This window comes from Novosphingobium sp. Chol11 (genome assembly GCF_945870625.1).
Taxonomy (GTDB): domain Bacteria; phylum Pseudomonadota; class Alphaproteobacteria; order Sphingomonadales; family Sphingomonadaceae; genus Novosphingobium.
Window position 1 is genome coordinate 76,343 of record NZ_CAMBTS010000001.1, and the last position, 17,250, is coordinate 93,592.

Sequence of the window (17,250 nt, forward strand, 5' to 3'; positions counted from 1 at the left end):
GGGCTAAGCCAGCGTTGCTGACGCGCTCATCAACTGGCGGCCATCGCCGGCAAAGGCCGCGAGGGCCAGCTCTTCTCCCTCGCGGCGCAGCGCAAGGTGCATAGGTTCGCCGCACATCCCGGGCGAAACGGCGCGGAAGGAGAAGCTGGCCAGGGCATTCTCCCCATGTTCGCGCCGGGCGAGATCGAGCAACAGGGTGGCGATCAATGGTCCATGCACGACCAGCGCACGGTAGCCTTCGACATTGCGGGCATAGGGCGCGTCATAGTGGATCCGGTGGCTGTTGAAAGTAAGCGCCGAGTAGCGGAACAACAGCGCCTCTGCGGGCACGAGCGCGCGCGTGTGGTCCCACCCAGCGGGATCGAACGCCCCGTCTCCCGGCGGCGGCGGAACTGGCGCTGCGCCCACAGGCGATGCCTCGCGGTAGACCAGTGATTGCACCTCGCGCACCGCCAGATTGCCATCGGCCAGCGTCTCGTGTGCCACTTCCACAAACACCAGCGCGCCCGAGGCCCCCGACTTGGCGGCGACCGAGGCCACCTTCGATACGCGTTCGATCCGGGCAGCGGGCGGGATTAGGCTGATAAATTCCAGTTTGCTGGCCGCCCACATGCGGCGGGGCAGCGGGATGGGCGGGAGGAAGCTCGCCGGGCTGTCGTCGCGGCGCGGGTGGCCATCTTCGCCGAGTGCGGCCGTGGGTGCATCAGGCACGCACAGGCACCAGTGCAGCCCTTGCGGAACTTCATTTCCGATGGGCGTCGAGCGATCAAGTGCGGCGCACCAGCGCATGATCAGGCCCGGCGTAAGTTCATCCTGCCGCCGCTCTTCGCGCCCGATCCACCCATCCCAGTCGCCCATCAGTTTCGCCCATCCAATAGTCCGCGCGCGATCACTTGTGCCTGAATTTCCGCAGCGCCTTCGAAGATATTGAGGATGCGGGCATCGCACAGCACGCGGCTGATCTCGTATTCCAGCGCATAGCCGTTGCCGCCATGAATTTGCATTGCGGCATCGGCCATGCTCCATGCGCAGCGCGCGGCATGGAGCTTGGCCATGCCGGCCTCGATATCGCAACGCTTGCCCTGATCTTTGGCGCGCGCAGCGGCATATGTCAGCTCGCGCGCCATCACGATATCGACGAGGCCCATCGCCAGCTTGTCTGCCACGCGCGGGAACGCGATGATAGATTTGCCGAATTGCTTGCGGGCAAGCGCATAGTTCAGCCCCAGTTCGAGCGCGCGGCGCGCCACACCGACGGCGCGGGCAGCAGTCTGGATCCGCGCGCCTTCGAAAGTGCGCATCAGCTGTTTGAAACCCTGGCCTTCCTCGCCGCCAAGCAAGGCATCGGCTGGCGCGCAAAGGCCGTCGAATTGCAGCGCATATTCGCGCATGCCGCGATAGCCCAGCACCTCGATCTCGCTGCCGCTCATGCCCTCGGCAGGGAAGGGATCGCCTTCCGTTCCGCGCGGCTTTGGCACCAGCAGCATCGACAGGCCGGTATAGCCCCTTTGATCCGGCAGAGTGCGCGCCAGCAAGGTCATCATATCAGACCGGGCGGCGTGGGTGATCCAGGTCTTGGCGCCGGTGATGTGCCACTCTTCACCACTGCGCCGCGCGCGGGTTTGCAGCGCGCCAAGGTCTGATCCGGTATCGGGTTCGGTGAATACCGCCGTGGGCAGGATTTCGCCGCTGGCGATGCGCGGCAGCCATTGCGCCCTTTGCGCCTCGGTGCCGCCGAGCGCGATCAGTTCGCCCGCGATTTCGGAGCGGGTGCCGAGTGAGCCTGCGCCGATCCAGCCGCGCGACAGTTCCTCCGTCACGAGGCACATCACCAGCTTGCCAAGGCCAAGGCCGCCGTATTCCTGCGGGATGCACACCCCGAACGCGCCTAGCTCTGCCATTGCGGCGATGGTCCCATCGGGGATCAGCGCGTTGGCGAGATGCCAGCCATGAGCATGGGGCAGGATTTCAGCGTCGGTGAACCGGCGGAATTGGTCGCGGATGGTATCGAGGTCGCTGTCTTGCAGGCTTTCACTGGGCCACTGGCCTTCGCCAAGGAGGCGGGCGAGCTCAGCGCGCAGGGGCGCTTGGTCGGCGGTCAGCATCTCCCTCGCCGCGTCCTCGAGCGCGCGGGCGGCGTCTGCCAAGCCGAGGTCGGCGGGACGGACCATTTCGCCCGGACCCATGGGCAAGCCGCCAATTAGTTGGGCGATGATTTCGGCGAAGGCCAGCTTGGCCACCAGTTCGTCGGCTGGATTGCCCCCTGCGTTTCCATCGGCCCATTCCAGCGTCGCCTCCAGCGCGGCAACGCTAGTGGCGATCCATGCAAAGCCATGCGCGGCACGCTGCTCATCGTTGATGCTGCGCGTTTCAAGCCGCCGGGCGAGCGCTGCTTTGGCGCTGTCGGTGTAGCCCTGCGCAGCCGCCAAAGCGTGCCGGAGCATCACGCGCGTTCAAACACCGCCGCGATGCCTTGGCCGCCGCCGATACACATGGTTTCAAGGCCGAAGCGGCCCTGACGGCGGACCAGTTCGCGGGTCAGGTTGGCGAGAATGCGGCCCCCGGTGGCGCCGATCGGGTGGCCGAGCGAAATCCCCGAACCGTTGACGTTGAGGATGTCGTGGCGGCTGTCGTCCTCGCTCCAGCCCCAACCTCTGAGCACGGCGAGCACTTGCGGGGCGAAGGCTTCGTTCAATTCGACCAGATCGATATCGCTCCACGAGAGGCCGCTGCGCGCGAACAGGCGCTCCACCGCCGGAACCGGGCCGATGCCCATTCGGCTTGGCTCGCAGCCAGCGGCAGCGGCGGAGTGGAACCAGGCGATGGGTTCGAGGCCCAATTCGTCAAGCTTGTCCTCGGCCACGACAAGACAGGCGGCGGCGGCATCGTTCTGCTGGCTGGCGTTGCCCGCAGTCACTACCCCGCCTTCGAGTGCGCGCAGCTTGCCAAGGCTTTCGGCGGTGGCATCGGCGCGATATCCTTCGTCATGCGCGAAGATGAGTGGATCGCCCTTTTTCTGAGGGACGGGGACCGGCACCAGCTCGTCGTCAAAAAGGTGCGCTGCCCATGCGGCGGTGGCGCGCTGGTGCGAGCGGGCGGCATAAGCGTCGGCGGCTTGGCGGGTGATGCCATAATCCTTGGCGAGATTTTCCGCGGTTTCGATCATGCCCGAGATGAACCCGAAGCGCGCTTCCGGCTGCGACATCACGCGCCCGCGCGTCAGCCGGTCGTGCAGCACGAGGCTTCCGGCGCGGACACCTTTTCGGATGTCGGTGGTGTAATGCTCGACATTCGACATCGATTCTGCGCCGCCCGCAACCACGACATCGGACATGCCCGACTGGACCATCATGGCGGCGTTGATCACCGCCTGCAGGCCCGAGCCGCAGCGCCGATCGAGCTGATAGCCAGGCACTTCGAGGGGCAGGCCCGCGGCGAGCCAAGACCAGTGGCCGATGGCCGGGGCTTCGCCGTTGCCATAGCCTTGTGCGAAGACGACATCATCGACGCGCGCAGGATCGATCCCGGTTCGCTCCATCAATGCCTTCAGGATGACCGCGCCCAGATCGGCGGCAGTCAATGGAGCGAGCGCTCCGCCGAACTTGCCGACGGCGGTGCGGATCGGTGCAACAATGGCGGCGCGGCGCAGGGAGGGGCGGGTGGTCATGCTGGAGTTCCTACTATGCCGGTATCGATCAAACGGGCAATTTCGCCTGACGAAAGCTGCAGATGATCAGCGAGCACGCGTTCGGAGTGCTCGCCGATGAGCGGGGCGGGGGCAGGGGGCTGCCGTTCAAGCTGCGGGATGGTGGCGAAGGGGCCAGCGGCAGGATAGGCAAAGCCGCTGGGGTTATTGTCGGTCACGGCAAACATCGGATTTTCCCCGACGAGGCGGGGATCGGCGATGGCTTCGGGCATGGTTTTGTAAGGACCGTGGGTGACGCCTGCGGCATCGAGCCGGGCGGCGAGCTGCGCATGGGTGAGCGCCGCTGCGCTGCGTTCGATCAGGCGGTAGATGGCTTCGCGGTGGGTGAAGCGCACGCCGTCGTCGCCGGTGAACGAGATACCCAGCGCGGCCTCGATGCTCGCCAGCGCTTCGCCAAGATCGAGCGCGCGGGCAAGGCCTTGCCACTGGCGTTCGTTGATTGCGACGATCATCACGCGCACGCCGTCATGCGTCACAAAATCGCGGCCGATGGTCCCGAATACACCGTTGCCCAGCCGCTCACGGTCTTTGCCAGTATAAAGTACCTCAGCCACGCGGCCGAGATTGGCGGCGGAGCCCATGGCAATGTCGGTGAGGGGGAGGCGCACTTCGCCGCCAAGCCCGGTATGCTCGCGCCGGCGGACGGCAGAAACCATGGCGAACGCTGCATAAGCACCAGTCAGCAAGTCCCACGCCGGAAGCACATGGTTGACCGGCGCATTGCTTTCCAGTGGCCCGGTGAGCGCGGGGAAACCGACGGCAGCGTTTGCGGTATAATCGAGCGCAATCGCGCCGTCTGGCCAGCCCATTACGCGCACGGTGATCAGATCGGCGCGGCCTGCCGCCAGTCTTTCGTGCGCCATGAAACCGCCGACCGGCAGATTGGTAATCAGGTTGCCGACGCTTTGGACCAGCCGGGTGAGCAATTCGCGCCCTTCGGGCCGGGTAAAGTCGAGCGCCAGGCTCCGCTTGGCGCGATTGAGGTTTTCCCACGAGAGGGAGTCGCCGCGCGCCGTTACCGGCCAGCGCCGGAAATCCTGCCCGCCGCCGATCTGATCGACCCGGACGACGTCCGCCCCGAACTGTGCGCAATAAAGCCCCGCAGTGGGCGAGGCAACGAAGGACGAGACCTCGATCACCGAGAGCCCGGAGAGGATATCGTACATTCAGCGCGCTCCGGCCGGATGCGGGTTCACGCTTGCGCCCCGGATGCGAAATCGCGCAGCATTTGCTTGGCAATAACCAGCTGCATGATCTGCGTCGTGCCCTCATAGATGCGGTAAATACGGCTATCGCGAAAGAAGCGCTCCGCCGCGTATTCAGCCAGATAGCCCGCGCCGCCATGGATCTGCACGCACCGATCGGCCACCCGGCCGCACATTTCGGAGGCAAACATTTTGAACGAGGCGGCTTCCATCAGGATTTTCTCGCCCCGATCCGCCTTGGCGATGGCATCGCGCATCATGCATTCCGAAGCATATATTTCGGCCTGACTGTCCGCCAGCATGGCCTGGATAAGCTGAAACTGCGCGATCGGTTCGCCGAAGGCCTTGCGCTCGGTGGCGTAGCGGGTTGCGGTATCGAGAATGCGCCGCGCATACGCGGTAGCCGCCGCGCCGACCGACAGTCGTCCGTTGTCGAGGCTTTGCATGGCGATGGCAAAGCCTTTGCCTTCCTCGCCGCCGAGCAGCGCATCACCGGGGACATGCACATCGTCCATGATGATGTCGCCGATGTGGCTGCCCGATTGGCCCATCTTCTTGTCCGATTTGCCGCGCGTGATCCCCGGCGTATCGAGCGGCACGAGAAAGGCCGAAACATGCGCGTTCTTGGCCAGCGTTTCTTTGGACGTGCGGGCCATAATCAGCGCCATTTTGGCAAAAGGCGCGTTGGTGATGTAGCGCTTGGTGCCATTGAGCACATAGCCGTTGCCCGAGCGCACCGCCGTGGTCGCCATAGCCGCCGAATCCGAGCCAGAGCCCGGCTCGGTGAGGCCGAACGAGGCGATTTCGCCAGCGGCAAGGCGCGGCAGCCATTCGTCCTTCTGCTCGGCCGTTCCGGCATTCTTGATCGCCGAGCAGACCATGCCGAGGTTGATCGAGATGGTCGAGCGGAAGGCCGGCATGGCATAGCTTACGGTGTGGATCGAGGTGATGTACTGGCTGATGTTCATGCCTGCGCCGCCGTACTCCTCGGGCATGGTCAACCCGAAAAGACCCATCTGGCGCATCTCATCGAGCAGATCGGCGGGGATGGCATTGGCGGCGATCACGTCATCTTCGGCCGGGATCAGCCGCTCGCGCACATAGTGTGTCAACTGGCCGTGAAACTGTTCGAACGTATCGGGGTCCATTCCGGGATTCTGGCCGGCATTTGGCATGCTCATCAGTTGGTCCTCAGATCGGATCATACGGGAAAACATGCGCGGTCACTTCGTCCTCGCGCGCGAACGAAGCGCTGAACGCCGGGATCAGCTCGTCCGCAATCGACTGCGGTGTCCAGCCTTCGGGATTGACCATCGAGCGGATCGGGCGAGGTTTTGAAAACAGCACGATCTCGTTCTTGCGGACCGCAAAGATCTGGTTGTTGACCGCTTTGGCGAGATCCGAGGCAAGATAGGCGACCAGCGGCGCGATCTTGTCTGCGCTCATCGATTTGAGCCGCTCGACCCGCTGCTTTTGTGCGGGCGTTTCTGCAGGGATCGAGGCGGTCATCCGGCTCCATGCAAATGGCGCGATGCAATTGGAGCGCACACCCACGCGCGCCATATCGAGCGCGATCGAATGCGATAACGCGACGAGGCCGAGCTTGGCTGTCGAGTAATTGGCCTGCCCGATATTGCCGATGAGGCCGCTGGTCGAGGTGAAGTGAATGAAGCTGCCCGACTGCTGCTCGCGGAAATATGGAGTGGCTGCCTTCGAGACGTTGAACGCGCCCGTCAGGTTGACGTCGATCACGCTGGTCCAGTCCGCATGGCTCATCTTGTGCCACATCCCGTCACGCAAGATGCCGGCGTTGTTCACCACCGCATCGATCCGGCCAAACTGGGCGATGGCATCTTCGATGATCGAGGTTGCGCCAACCGGATCGGCCACGCTGGCCAGGTTGGCGAAAGCACGGCCGCCGCTGGCCCGAATTTCCGATGCAGTGGTTTCGGCAGGGCCCGAATCGCCGCCGTCGCCGCTTTGCGCCACGCCCGGATCATTGACGATCACCGCCGCGCCCTCACGCGCGCACAGCAGCGCAACTTCGCGGCCGATCCCGCGCCCGGCGCCGGTCACAGCGACAACTTTGCCTTCGAGTATTCCCGCCATGTCCGACTCTCCCAAGCACAGAATGCACTCGCTTACCGGCCCATGCCAGCAATTCAACATCCCGGAATGTTTTTCACTGTTTTGAATAGGCTCCCGCCCAGTACTGGATCGGTCTTCGATCAAGGCCATCGCCCTGCCCGCAGCATGCGCTGGGTGCTGGCAGCAAAGCCTCGCAATCCGGCTCAAGGCGATCTGACTAAGTGGTTTTCCCGATGGTCGCTATCAGCCGGTCGTAGGCACACGTCGTGCAATAGACACATCATGCTTAAACGTGTCCCCACAGATCAGATCAAGCTTGGCATGTTCATCCACAAGCTGGAAGGCAGCTGGTTTCAGCATCCCTTTTGGAAATCGAAGTTTCTCCTGACCGATGAGGGCATGCTGCAGACTTTGACCAGCAGCGATGTTCCCGCCGTGACGATCGACACCGAGCGCGGGATTGATTTTTTTGAGCAACCGAGTGCGCCCAGTACGCAACCGGTGGCGCGGGTGTTTGGCGGTGGGCGGCCCAATCTGGTGCGCACCATGCCGCCAGCTAATGGTCGAGTTGCGATTAGCGCCGCAGTCGCTCAATCTACAACCGTCGCCGAGTTCGGCAAGGCGCGCCAGATCACGCAGCGAGCGGGCAAAGTCGTCAGCCGCGTGTTTTTGAAGGCCCGACTGGGCAAAGCCTTCGAAGCTTCCGAAATCGAGCCGGTGATCGACGAGATTTATGCCTCGGTCCAGCGCAATCTTTATGCCTTCAATGGTCTCCTGCGGTGCCAGCAGGACCGCGATTTCGTTTACCGGCATGCGCTTGCGGTCAGCGCCTTGATGATCTCGCTCGCCCGGCAGATGAAGCTGTCGCCGCTCGATATCCGCGAGGCAGGCATGGCCGGGCTGATGATGGATATCGGCATTGGCCAATTGCCCGACAAGAGCATCGCCAGCATGGTCAATCTCCGCCAGCTTTCAAGCGAGATGCTCGCCCAGCATGTCCTGCTCGGTTATGCTTTGCTCAAAGCTTCCGGCGGGGTTCCCAAGCGGGTTCTTGATGTGAGTTTGCAGCACCATGAGCGGCTCGATGGCACCGGCTATCCCAATGGCTATGCAGGCAGTGATATCGGCCTTTTCCCTCGGATGGCCGCGATTTGCGACGAATACGATTACCTGGTTTCGTCTGACGGTGAACGCATCGGACTTGATCCGGGCGCAGCGATCCGCGCCCTTGGCGAAACCGGCGGCGGCGGGCTCGATCCCGAGATCATGTGCCATTTCATCGAAATGCTGGGCGTCTATCCGATTGGCGCGTTTGTGAGCTTGCGGTCGGGCCGTCTGGCCATGGTGGTCGATGAAGACCCCCATGATCATGCGTTGCCGATCGTGCGCACGTTCTTCTCGAGCGAGAGCGGCAAGCGGATCAAGAGCGAGACAATTGCACTGGCGCACTGTTTCGGCGCGGACGAGATTGTTGGCGTTGCCGAACTGGCGGGGCTTGATCTGCCCGATCTGGGCGATCTGCGCAAATCCATCCTCGCGGCCTATGCGCGCGAAGCGGGCGGCTGAGAGCATTCCTGCAAACCGCCGCAAATCGCCCGGAAGAGCGACCGAACGCGCAAAAAAAAAGGCCGAACGGTTGCCCGCTCGGCCTTGGAAGTTTGGGAGAGGATGCCTGAAAGGCTCAGCATGAGTGCAGCGCGCAGGCGTTTTGAGCAAGTGCGAAGAGGGCGTTTACAGTTGCGCTTCTTGCATCTGCCTAACGAGGCTGCTCGCAACCGCCTCGGCAACCTTGATTCCATCAACCGCGGCAGAGAGAATTCCGCCGGCATAACCCGCGCCTTCGCCCGCTGGATAAAGCCCGTGAGTGCCCAGACTCTGAAAATCCTTCCCCCTCGTAAAGCGCACCGGCGAGGAGGTGCGTGTCTCGACTCCAGTGAGAACTACATCCGGATGATCATAACCGGGCATCTGCCGACCAAATGCAGGCAGCGCCTCACGTAGCGCCTCGATGGCAAATGATGGAAGGCACTGCGCAAGATCGGTGAGATGCACGCCCGGTTGGTATGACGGAATGATCGATCCCAGCTCTGTCGATGGCTTGCCGACAAGGAAATCGCCCAGCTTCTGGCCCGGCGCCTGATAGTTTGATCCCCCGGCCTTGAATGCCAATTCCTCCCAGCGGCGCTGATAGGCGATCCCGGCCAGCGGTCCGCCCGGAAAATCGCGCTCGGGGGTGATATCCACGACAAGTCCGGAGTTCGCATTGAACTCTGCGCGCGAATGCTGGCTCATCCCGTTGGTCACGAGGTGGCCTGGCTCCGACGCTGCCGCCACGACCTGGCCGCCCGGGCACATGCAGAAGCTATAAGCAGAGCGGCCGTTCGCGCTCTGATGCGACAGCGAATATGCCGCTGGCCCGAGAATCTTGTTCCCGGCGAATGCGCCATAACGGGCTTGGTCGATCAGGCTTTGCGGATGTTCGATGCGAACGCCGATCGCAAAAGGCTTGGCCTCGGCGTGTACGCCCCGGTCGCACAGCGCCTGAAACGTATCGCGCGCCGAATGCCCGACGGCGAGGATCACGTGGCGGGCGGGCAGGAAAACGCCGCCGGACAGATGCAGGCCGGTTAGCTGGCGTTGGCCATCGGGCATGCGTTCAATCTCGAAATCTTCGACGCGCGTTTCGAAACGGTATTCACCGCCCAGCGCCTCGATCGTCTGGCGGATCGACATCACCATGGTCACCAACCGGAACGTGCCGATATGCGGATGCGCTTCGAACAGGATATCGGCCGGCGCCCCCGCTTTGACGAACTCGACCAGCACCTTGCGCCCGAGATGGCGCGGGTCCTTGATCCGGCTGTAAAGCTTGCCGTCTGAGAATGTGCCTGCGCCTCCCTCGCCGAATTGGACATTCGATTCGGGGGTCAGCACACTTTTTCGCCATAGCGCCCAGGTGTCCTTGGTGCGCGCACGCACAGCCTTGCCGCGTTCGATGATGATCGGTTTGAGGCCCATCTGCGCCAGGATCAACGCCGCCATCAGGCCGCAAGGACCGGCCCCGATGACCACGGGACGCGGGCCGGACCAAGCGCCCGGGGCCATGACGGGGAACCGATATGCCGTGTCAGGAGCAGGGCGCAGTTGACCACCGGACGCGCGGGCGAGCACGGCTGCCTCGTCGGCTAAAGTCACGTCGAGCGCATAGACCAGCGAAATCGCCGATTTGCGCCGCGCATCGTTGCCGCGCTTGACCACAGAATAATGAATGAGGTCGCTCGCCTCGATCGCCAGCCGCCCGCATATTGCCGCTTCGAGGTCTGCGGGGGTGTGGTCGATCGGCAATTTGAGTTCGTTGAGGCGAAGCATGCGGCTGGCCCTAGTGGGTTTTGCAACCGCTTGAAATCGCCGAGTTGCAAAATCCAGCGCAACCTGCAGATGCGATCACTCAGGTTGGTATGCGGGAACCGACTGCTCTATTGGATATGGCCCGAGATCACTGCTTCGAACACTGCGGGATGCAGCGGCTCGACAAATGCGCAGCCGGCCTCGAACTGATCGCTCCAGACCACAGTGGCGTGACGCGGTTCAAGCCCCGGCAACGTGATCCAGACGACTTCGCCTTCGCGCAGACGTTCCATCCCCGAGAAGCGCAGTCCATGCACTGAAAGGTCGAGCGTTTTGGCAACGAGCCTGACCAGTTTGCGCTTGTATTGGACTTGAACCGCGATGTGACGCCGTTCGGAGCGGCGCTGCGTCAATGCATCTGGCGTAGGCTGCTGGGCGGGCATAGTGACTCCGGCAAACGTGTCCTTGATCGGAGCGGACGATTGCAGGATAGTGCAAGATCACTTACAATCGGTTAACACATTGTAATGCAACATATACCCGGCCTCTTTCCGCTCTTGTGGCGATCACGTTGCTGGCTCGCTCCACAAATATGCAGCGCGAACGACAAGAACTGCCCCAAGGAGACCGCGACATGCGTCTGATTTTCCTCGCTGCGAGCGCCTTGACGCTCACGTTGTCGGCATCCAGCGCATCGGCGCGGGCGGACCGGGCGCTGACAGACTTCCATGAAAGCCTGCTGACGCTCGATTCGCATCTCGATACGCCGGCATCGCTGGTGCTGCCCGGCTGGTCGATCGTTGCGCCGCACGATGTTCATGCCGACTACACGCAAGTGGATGTCCCGCGGATGAAGCGAGGCGGCCTCGATGGCGGGTTCTGGGTGATCTACACGCCGCAAGGACCGCTCGATCCTGAGGCAGCGCGAAAGGCGCGCGATTTTGCGCTGATGCGCGGCATCGCTGTGCGCGAAATGGTGGCCGCGCACCCCGATCAGTTTGCCATGGCCAGCAGCGCCGCCGAGGCCCCTCGCATTGCCGCAAGCGGGAAACGGGTGGTCTATCTTTCCATCGAAAATGCCTGGCCATTGGGGGACGATCCCAGTCTGCTGCGCTCGTTCTTTGCGATGGGGGTGCGCATGGCCGGTTTTGCGCACTTCAGGACCAACCAGTTTGCAGACAGTTCGACCGACCAGCCCAAGTGGGATGGGTTGAGCCCGCTGGGTGTGCAGCTGCTTGCCGAGATGAACCGCTTGGGCATTGTGCCCGATCTTTCGCACAGCTCTGATCACGCGCTGGATGATGCATTGCGTCTGTCGAAATCGCCGCTGATACTGTCCCATTCAGGCTGCAAGGCGGTGTTCGATCATCCGCGCAATATTGATGATGCGCATCTGCGTGCGCTGGCGGCGCAGGGCGGCGTGATCCAGATCAACTCGGTCTATGTGAAGGCGGCCAAATCCAATGCCCAGCGCGATGCAGCAAGCAAGGCGCTTGAGGCGCGATTCCCTGAAGACCGGGCGCTCAGCGTTGCCGAGCACGCAGACTTGCTGGCGCAGCGCCGTGAGATCGACCGCAAATTTCCCGAAGATCGCGCCACGTTCGATGATGTGATGGCCAATTTGCTCCATGCCATCAAGGTCGCCGGGGTCGATCATGTCGGCATCGGGCTGGATTGGGATGGCGGCGGCGGTGTCATCGGGCTTGAGGACGTGGTTGATCTGCCCAAACTCACCCGCGCATTGCTGGCGGCAGGACATAGCAGGGATGACGTCGCCAAGATCTGGTCTGGCAACGTGCTGCGTGTGCTGACCGCGGCTGAGGCCGCAGCCCGGCAAGAAAATCAAGCTTCGCCGGGGGCTTAGGCTCTAAACTGCCTCAGCCGGCACGTTCACCCGGACCTCGGCTTTCAAGGCGAGATGGGCGGCCAGAGCTTTGAGATCGCGCTCTACCCCCTCGTTTACCAGCGCCGCGATGGCGGGCCGCACGCAGAGCAGCAGCAAGCCGCGCTCGGCGGTAAGCGAACTGCCGCTCAAGCCTTCTAATGTGCAACTGCTAAACCTGCGGCACAGGCGCGTGGCAAGCCCGACGGCATGGGCTTCGCGCAACTGCGCAGGCGAAATGAGCGCGGTAAGTTCGGGCGATAAGCCCAGTGATCCGGTGTTCGCGCCCATCGCCGCCGCCAGCGCCACCCGCGCGCGCGCGTCAGCGCCAATCCAGCGCTTGCGCAAGGCCCAGTCGCGCGCCAGATCGCCGCGCAGATTTGGCTCCACTTTGGTCGAGGCAAGGCAGAGCATGATGGCTGCAAGACGAATGCCATGATCTGTCTGCTCATTCTCAGCCGCGCAGGCCATCTTTACCGCCGCGCCGATCCAGTCCGCGACCATTCCAGCGGTTGCCGCCGATACGGAATATTCAGCGGCAAAGGCGGTCGCCCCGGCGACGAGCGGATCTTGCGCTTGCAGCGCTGGCGGCATGGATTGCCACAAGATGCCCTCGCGCAGACCCCATGATGAGAAAATCAATCGTCCAGGCTGCAAAGTGCGGATCAAAATCGCCAGCAGAGCCCCAGTATCGGGCAGGCTCGCCAACCGCGCATTGGCCACGCCCACGAGCGGAAGCATTGTATCGGGCTTTTTGCGGGCAAGGCCTCTGGCGATCTTGAACGCCTCTTCCGGCGCGATCTCGAAGCCATGGGGATCATCGATCGGCCAGTCCGTGGCATGGATGGCATAGCGGGCGAAAGCACGTAGTGAGCCGCCGACGAGATAGAGCGCAGAGCCGGGCGCCGCTTGCCACGCGGCCTTTTTGACGGCCTTGTTGATGCGTTGGGCAAAGGCGCGTTCGCCGTTGGCGCGCATCGCGGGCAGGTTTAGCGAACCGAGCGGCATACTGATGCCGTGGCGACAGCTCGGGGCATCGACATCGACCAGTTCGAGGCTTCCACCGCCAAGATCGCCGACCACGCCGCGCGCGCCGGGGAATGCCCCCATCACCCCGTGTGCGCTGGTGATGGCCTCTTCTTCTCCGCTGAGCAGGCGAGGCTCCAAGCCCAGATCCTGAACCGCGCGCAGGAATTCGGGGCCATTGCCAGCATCGCGTACGGCCGCTGTTGCCACAACGTCAACCTGGCCGATCCGCTCAAGCCGCAGTAAAGTGTGATAGCGCGCGAGGCTGGAAAGCGCGGCGGCCATGGCACGCTCGGCAAGCATCCCGGTTTCCGCCACGCCTTTGCCCAGCCGCGCGGTAATCTTTTCGTTGTGGAGCACTTCGGGCGCGCGGATCGGCCCGCCATAAATGACCAGGCGCACCGTGTTCGATCCGATGTCGATGATCGCCCGGGTGGGTTCATGGGGCGAGGTACGGTCGAACTTTGCCATGCGATCAGGCCCGGGTTGCCCCGCCACGGCGCAGCGCAAGCTTGGGCACCTTGCGACCTTTGGTCAGCGCGGCACCGCGCCCCGATAGCGACGGGTTGGTCATGAAATAGCGATGCACATTGAAAGGATTTTCGCCGCGTTCGGTGCGGTGATAGGTGCCATCGGGGCTGAGATCCCAGCTTTGTTCGGTGTCGAGCAGATTTGCCAGCATGACCTGATCCAGCACCTGATCGTGAACGGTCGCATTGCGGATCGGCACCAGGACCTCGACGCGCCGATCAAGATTGCGGCTCATCCCGTCTGCCGATGAAATGAAGACTTTCGCGCGCCGATTCGGCATCGCGCCGCCATTACCGAATGCCCAGATGCGGCTGTGTTCAAGAAAACGCCCGATGACCGATTTGACCGAAATGTTCTCCGACATGCCCGGCACGCCTGGGCGCAGGCAGCAAATCCCGCGAACCACCAGCCGGATATCGACCCCCGCGTTGCTCGCAGCGTAAAGCAGCAGGATCAACTGGCTATCGGTCAGTGAGTTGAGCTTGGCCCAGATCGTTGCCGGTCTGCCACTCTGCGCCAGCGCGATCTCGTGTTCGATACATTCATAGAGCTTGCGGCGCAGGCCCAGCGGCGCAATCGCGAGCATTTCGGTCGCTTTGGGCTCGATATAGCCGGTAATGAAATTGAACAGCAGGCCAGCGTCGCGTCCAAACTTGGGGTCGGCGGTAAAAAAGCTGAGATCGGTATAGATCCGCGCGGTGAACGGATGATAATTGCCAGTGCCGAAGTGGCAATAGGTGCGATAGGCATTGCCCTCGCGCCGCACCACCATCGATACTTTGGCGTGGGTTTTCCAATCGACGAAGCCATAGATCACCTGCACGCCTGCTTGTTCAAGCTGCGAGGCCCACATCAAATTCTGCTCTTCGTCGAAGCGCGCCTTGAGCTCCACCACGGCGGTGACTGATTTCCCTTCCTCGGCCGCCGCGATCAGCGCCGCGATGACTGCTGATTGCTTGCCCGCGCGATAAAGCGTCTGCTTGATCGCAACGACGTCGGGATCGGCCGCAGCCTGGCGCAGGAAATCGACCACCACATCGAAGCTTTCGAACGGGTGATGGATGACGAGGTCTTTCTCGCGGATCGCGGCGAAGGCATCGCCGTTGTGTTCGAGAATCCGTTCGGGGTAGCGCGGGTTGTAAGGTTCAAACTTCAGATCAGGGCGGTTTTCGTCGATCACGCCTGAAAGTCCGCTCATGCTGAGCAGCCCGGCGGATTTGGTCACCAGCGCCAGATCAAGCCCAAGCTGATCGCGCAGCAATTGTTCGGCCTCGGGATCAAACCCTTCCTGCAACTGAAGCAGGATCACTTTGCCGCGGCGGCGACGCTGGATCGCGGTGCGGAAATATCGCACCAGATCTTCGGCATCCTCTTCGATCTCGAGATCGCTATCGCGAAGCAGCCGGAATGTGCCGTAGCCATTGATGCGAAAACCCGGGAACAGTCTCGCCGCATTGCGCCGTACCAGTTCCTCGATGCTGATCCAGCACGCCGCTTTGCCCACCAGCCGCACAAAACGCGGCAGAGCGGACGGGATCAGAATCATCTCATTGACCGGCGCGCCATCGGCAATGCGGGTCAGCGTGAAGATCATGCCCGTGCCCTGGTTGGCGATGAAGGGAAATGGATGCGCCGGATCAATCGCTTGCGGGGTCAGCGCTGGGAAAACATGCGCCTCGAAATAGTTGGACAGCCAATCGGTCTGCGCTTTGTCGAGCTTTCCGTCGCTGATCAGGTGGATGCCGGCCGCATCGAGCAACTTCGAGAGGTCCGCCAGAATTTCCTGTTGTGCGTGAACAAGGTCGGTCACGCTGGCATAAGCGGCCTGCAATTGCTCGCGCGGGGTCAGGCCGTCGATCGACAGTTCGTCGATCCGCTGGCGCACCTGACCGGCGAGGCCGGCTACGCGGACCATCATGAATTCATCCAGATTGCTTCCCGATATCGACAGGAAGCGCAGCCGCTCAAGCACGGGATAATGGGGGTTTTGCGCCTCGGCCAGCACCCGGCGGTTGAACGCCAGCCAGCTCAATTCGCGGTTGAAGAAGCGCGCTGGCGGATCGGTTTCCTCGTGCTCGGCAGACAACGGCCCCGGTTGCTCGATCTGCGGCGTTTCTGTATCGACTGATGCCATCGCGGGTTCCATAAGGTTGCTTGGTTGCCTTCAGGTGATCAGTACACCACTCGTTAGTCGCATAGCACAAGGCTGACGGGAAAGGGCAAGCTTGCGAGGCGGGCGTATGAACAGAAATCGGTCCTAGCGCGAAGCGCATTCAGTCCGACTGCGCAAGCGTACTCCGATCCGGAACATTCGGGCCAAGCCAGACTTCTCGACCGAGAAGCAAATCTATAATGTCTACTGAATAACTTGAGTATATACCCAGCGTCACAACCGGGAGGCCCGAAAATGATCCGCCGTGCTTTTATCACGAGAATGCTGACGGCTGGCACGCTGAGTGCCGGGCTGATGCTGGCGGCATGTTCGGGCAAGCCGTCGAATCCCGACGCGATTGAGCTGACCAACGTTTCCTATGATCCCACGCGGGAGCTTTATCAGGATATCAACCCGGCGTTCGCGGCGCTGTGGAAACAGAAAACCGGCAAAGACGTTACCTTCAAAATGAGCCATGGCGGCTCGGGCAAGCAGAGCCGCGCGATCATCGATGGCCTTTCCGCCGATGTAGCCACGCTGGCGTTGGCCTACGATATCGATGCGATTGCGGCCAAGAGCAAACTGCTCCCCGCCGATTGGCAAAAAGCGCTGCCTGACAACAGCGCGCCCTACACCTCGACCATCGTTTTTCTGGTGCGCAAGGGCAATCCCAAGGCCATCAGGGACTGGGCCGATCTCATCAAGCCGGGCGTGGAAGTGATCACTCCTAATCCCAAGACCGGCGGCGGCGCGCGCTGGAATTTCCTTGCGGCTTGGGCATATGGCCGAACGGCTGGTGGCTCTGAAGCGGCGGCAGAAAGCTATGTGAAGCAGCTATTTGCCCATGTGCCCGTGCTTGATAGCGGCGCGCGCGGTGCGACGACCACATTTGTCGAGCGCGGCATCGGCGACGTGCTGATTTCCTGGGAGAACGAGGCTTTGCTGGCGCAAGTCAAGCTGGGCAAGGGCAAGTTTGAAATCATCACGCCGTCGGTCTCGATCCTGGCCGAGCCCACCGTTGCGGTCATCACCGAGAACGCCAAGAAGCATGGCAATGCCGAAGTTGCCGATGCCTATCTGCGCTTCCTTTACACGCCCGAGGCGCAAACCGCGATTGCGCGCAATTTTTATCGGCCGCGCGATCCGAAAGTCGCCGAGCAGTTCAAGGTGCAGTTCCCGGCGATGACACTGGTGAGCGTTGACCGTGACTTCGGCGGATGGGCCAAAGCGCAAAAAACCTATTTCGACGATGGCGGCGTTTTTGACCGGATCACCGGGCAGAAATAGTAAGCCGATCCCTGAGTTTAGCGCT

13 protein-coding genes are annotated in these 17,250 nt (G+C 62.3%); 3 read left to right on the forward strand and 10 right to left on the reverse strand.

The window, feature by feature from the left end; genetic code table 11:
- Positions 1-3: 3 nt before the first annotated feature.
- Genes Q0O40_RS00300 through Q0O40_RS00325 form a run of 6 tightly spaced genes read right to left on the reverse strand, consistent with a single transcriptional unit; the run spans position 4 to position 7,020 of the window.
- Positions 4-858, reverse strand: coding sequence for a hypothetical protein (locus tag Q0O40_RS00300; RefSeq protein WP_295524741.1), 855 nt, complete (start codon positions 856-858; stop codon positions 4-6).
- On the reverse strand, positions 858-2,444 hold the full coding sequence (locus Q0O40_RS00305; protein ID WP_295524868.1) for an acyl-CoA dehydrogenase family protein: 1,587 nt from the start codon (positions 2,442-2,444) through the stop codon (positions 858-860). Before Q0O40_RS00305 ends, Q0O40_RS00300 begins: the two co-directional genes overlap by 1 nt.
- Positions 2,444-3,667, reverse strand: coding sequence for an acetyl-CoA C-acetyltransferase (locus Q0O40_RS00310; protein ID WP_295524743.1), 1,224 nt, complete (start codon positions 3,665-3,667; stop codon positions 2,444-2,446). The genes Q0O40_RS00305 and Q0O40_RS00310 overlap by 1 nt, the downstream gene beginning before the upstream one ends.
- The gene (locus tag Q0O40_RS00315) at positions 3,664-4,872 is read right to left on the reverse strand and encodes a CoA transferase (protein WP_295524744.1); all 1,209 of its coding nucleotides are present in this window, start codon (positions 4,870-4,872) and stop codon (positions 3,664-3,666) included. Before Q0O40_RS00315 ends, Q0O40_RS00310 begins: the two co-directional genes overlap by 4 nt.
- A gap of 26 nt (positions 4,873-4,898) precedes the next feature.
- The gene (locus tag Q0O40_RS00320; RefSeq protein ID WP_295524745.1) at positions 4,899-6,092 is read right to left on the reverse strand and encodes an acyl-CoA dehydrogenase family protein; all 1,194 of its coding nucleotides are present in this window, start codon (positions 6,090-6,092) and stop codon (positions 4,899-4,901) included.
- A gap of 10 nt (positions 6,093-6,102) precedes the next feature.
- Positions 6,103-7,020 carry an SDR family NAD(P)-dependent oxidoreductase gene (locus tag Q0O40_RS00325; RefSeq protein ID WP_295524747.1) on the reverse strand — a complete coding sequence of 306 codons (918 nt, stop codon included), beginning with the start codon at positions 7,018-7,020 and terminating at the stop codon, positions 6,103-6,105.
- 261 nt (positions 7,021-7,281) lie between these two features.
- Here Q0O40_RS00325 and Q0O40_RS00330 point away from each other — a divergent pair, with 261 nt between their 5' ends.
- A complete protein-coding gene (locus Q0O40_RS00330) occupies positions 7,282-8,565 on the forward strand; it encodes a DUF3391 domain-containing protein (RefSeq protein WP_295524749.1) in 1,284 nt (427 codons plus the stop codon).
- Positions 8,566-8,730: 165 nt separating this feature from the next.
- Here Q0O40_RS00330 and Q0O40_RS00335 read toward each other — a convergent pair whose 3' ends face one another.
- Complete coding sequence (locus tag Q0O40_RS00335) at positions 8,731-10,368, reverse strand: NAD(P)/FAD-dependent oxidoreductase (protein ID WP_295524751.1); 1,638 nt, start codon at positions 10,366-10,368, stop codon at positions 8,731-8,733.
- A gap of 107 nt (positions 10,369-10,475) precedes the next feature.
- Entirely contained in the window at positions 10,476-10,790 is a 315-nt protein-coding gene (locus tag Q0O40_RS00340; RefSeq protein WP_295524753.1) for a PilZ domain-containing protein, read from the reverse strand.
- A 191-nt stretch (positions 10,791-10,981) separates the two neighbouring features.
- On the opposite strand from Q0O40_RS00340, the gene Q0O40_RS00345 reads away from it, so the two are divergent.
- Positions 10,982-12,211, forward strand: coding sequence for a dipeptidase (locus Q0O40_RS00345; protein ID WP_295524755.1), 1,230 nt, complete (start codon positions 10,982-10,984; stop codon positions 12,209-12,211).
- Between the two features lie 3 nt (positions 12,212-12,214).
- Here the strand turns inward: Q0O40_RS00345 and Q0O40_RS00350 are convergent, their stop codons facing one another.
- Together Q0O40_RS00350 and Q0O40_RS00355 are read right to left on the reverse strand one after the other, a co-directional pair.
- Positions 12,215-13,726, reverse strand: coding sequence for an exopolyphosphatase (locus tag Q0O40_RS00350; protein ID WP_295524756.1), 1,512 nt, complete (start codon positions 13,724-13,726; stop codon positions 12,215-12,217).
- A 4-nt stretch (positions 13,727-13,730) separates the two neighbouring features.
- Positions 13,731-15,920 carry an RNA degradosome polyphosphate kinase gene (locus Q0O40_RS00355; RefSeq protein WP_295524758.1) on the reverse strand — a complete coding sequence of 730 codons (2,190 nt, stop codon included), beginning with the start codon at positions 15,918-15,920 and terminating at the stop codon, positions 13,731-13,733.
- A gap of 333 nt (positions 15,921-16,253) precedes the next feature.
- On the opposite strand from Q0O40_RS00355, the gene Q0O40_RS00360 reads away from it, so the two are divergent.
- The gene (locus tag Q0O40_RS00360) at positions 16,254-17,225 is read left to right on the forward strand and encodes a sulfate ABC transporter substrate-binding protein (protein ID WP_295524871.1); all 972 of its coding nucleotides are present in this window, start codon (positions 16,254-16,256) and stop codon (positions 17,223-17,225) included.
- Positions 17,226-17,250 lie beyond the last annotated feature (25 nt).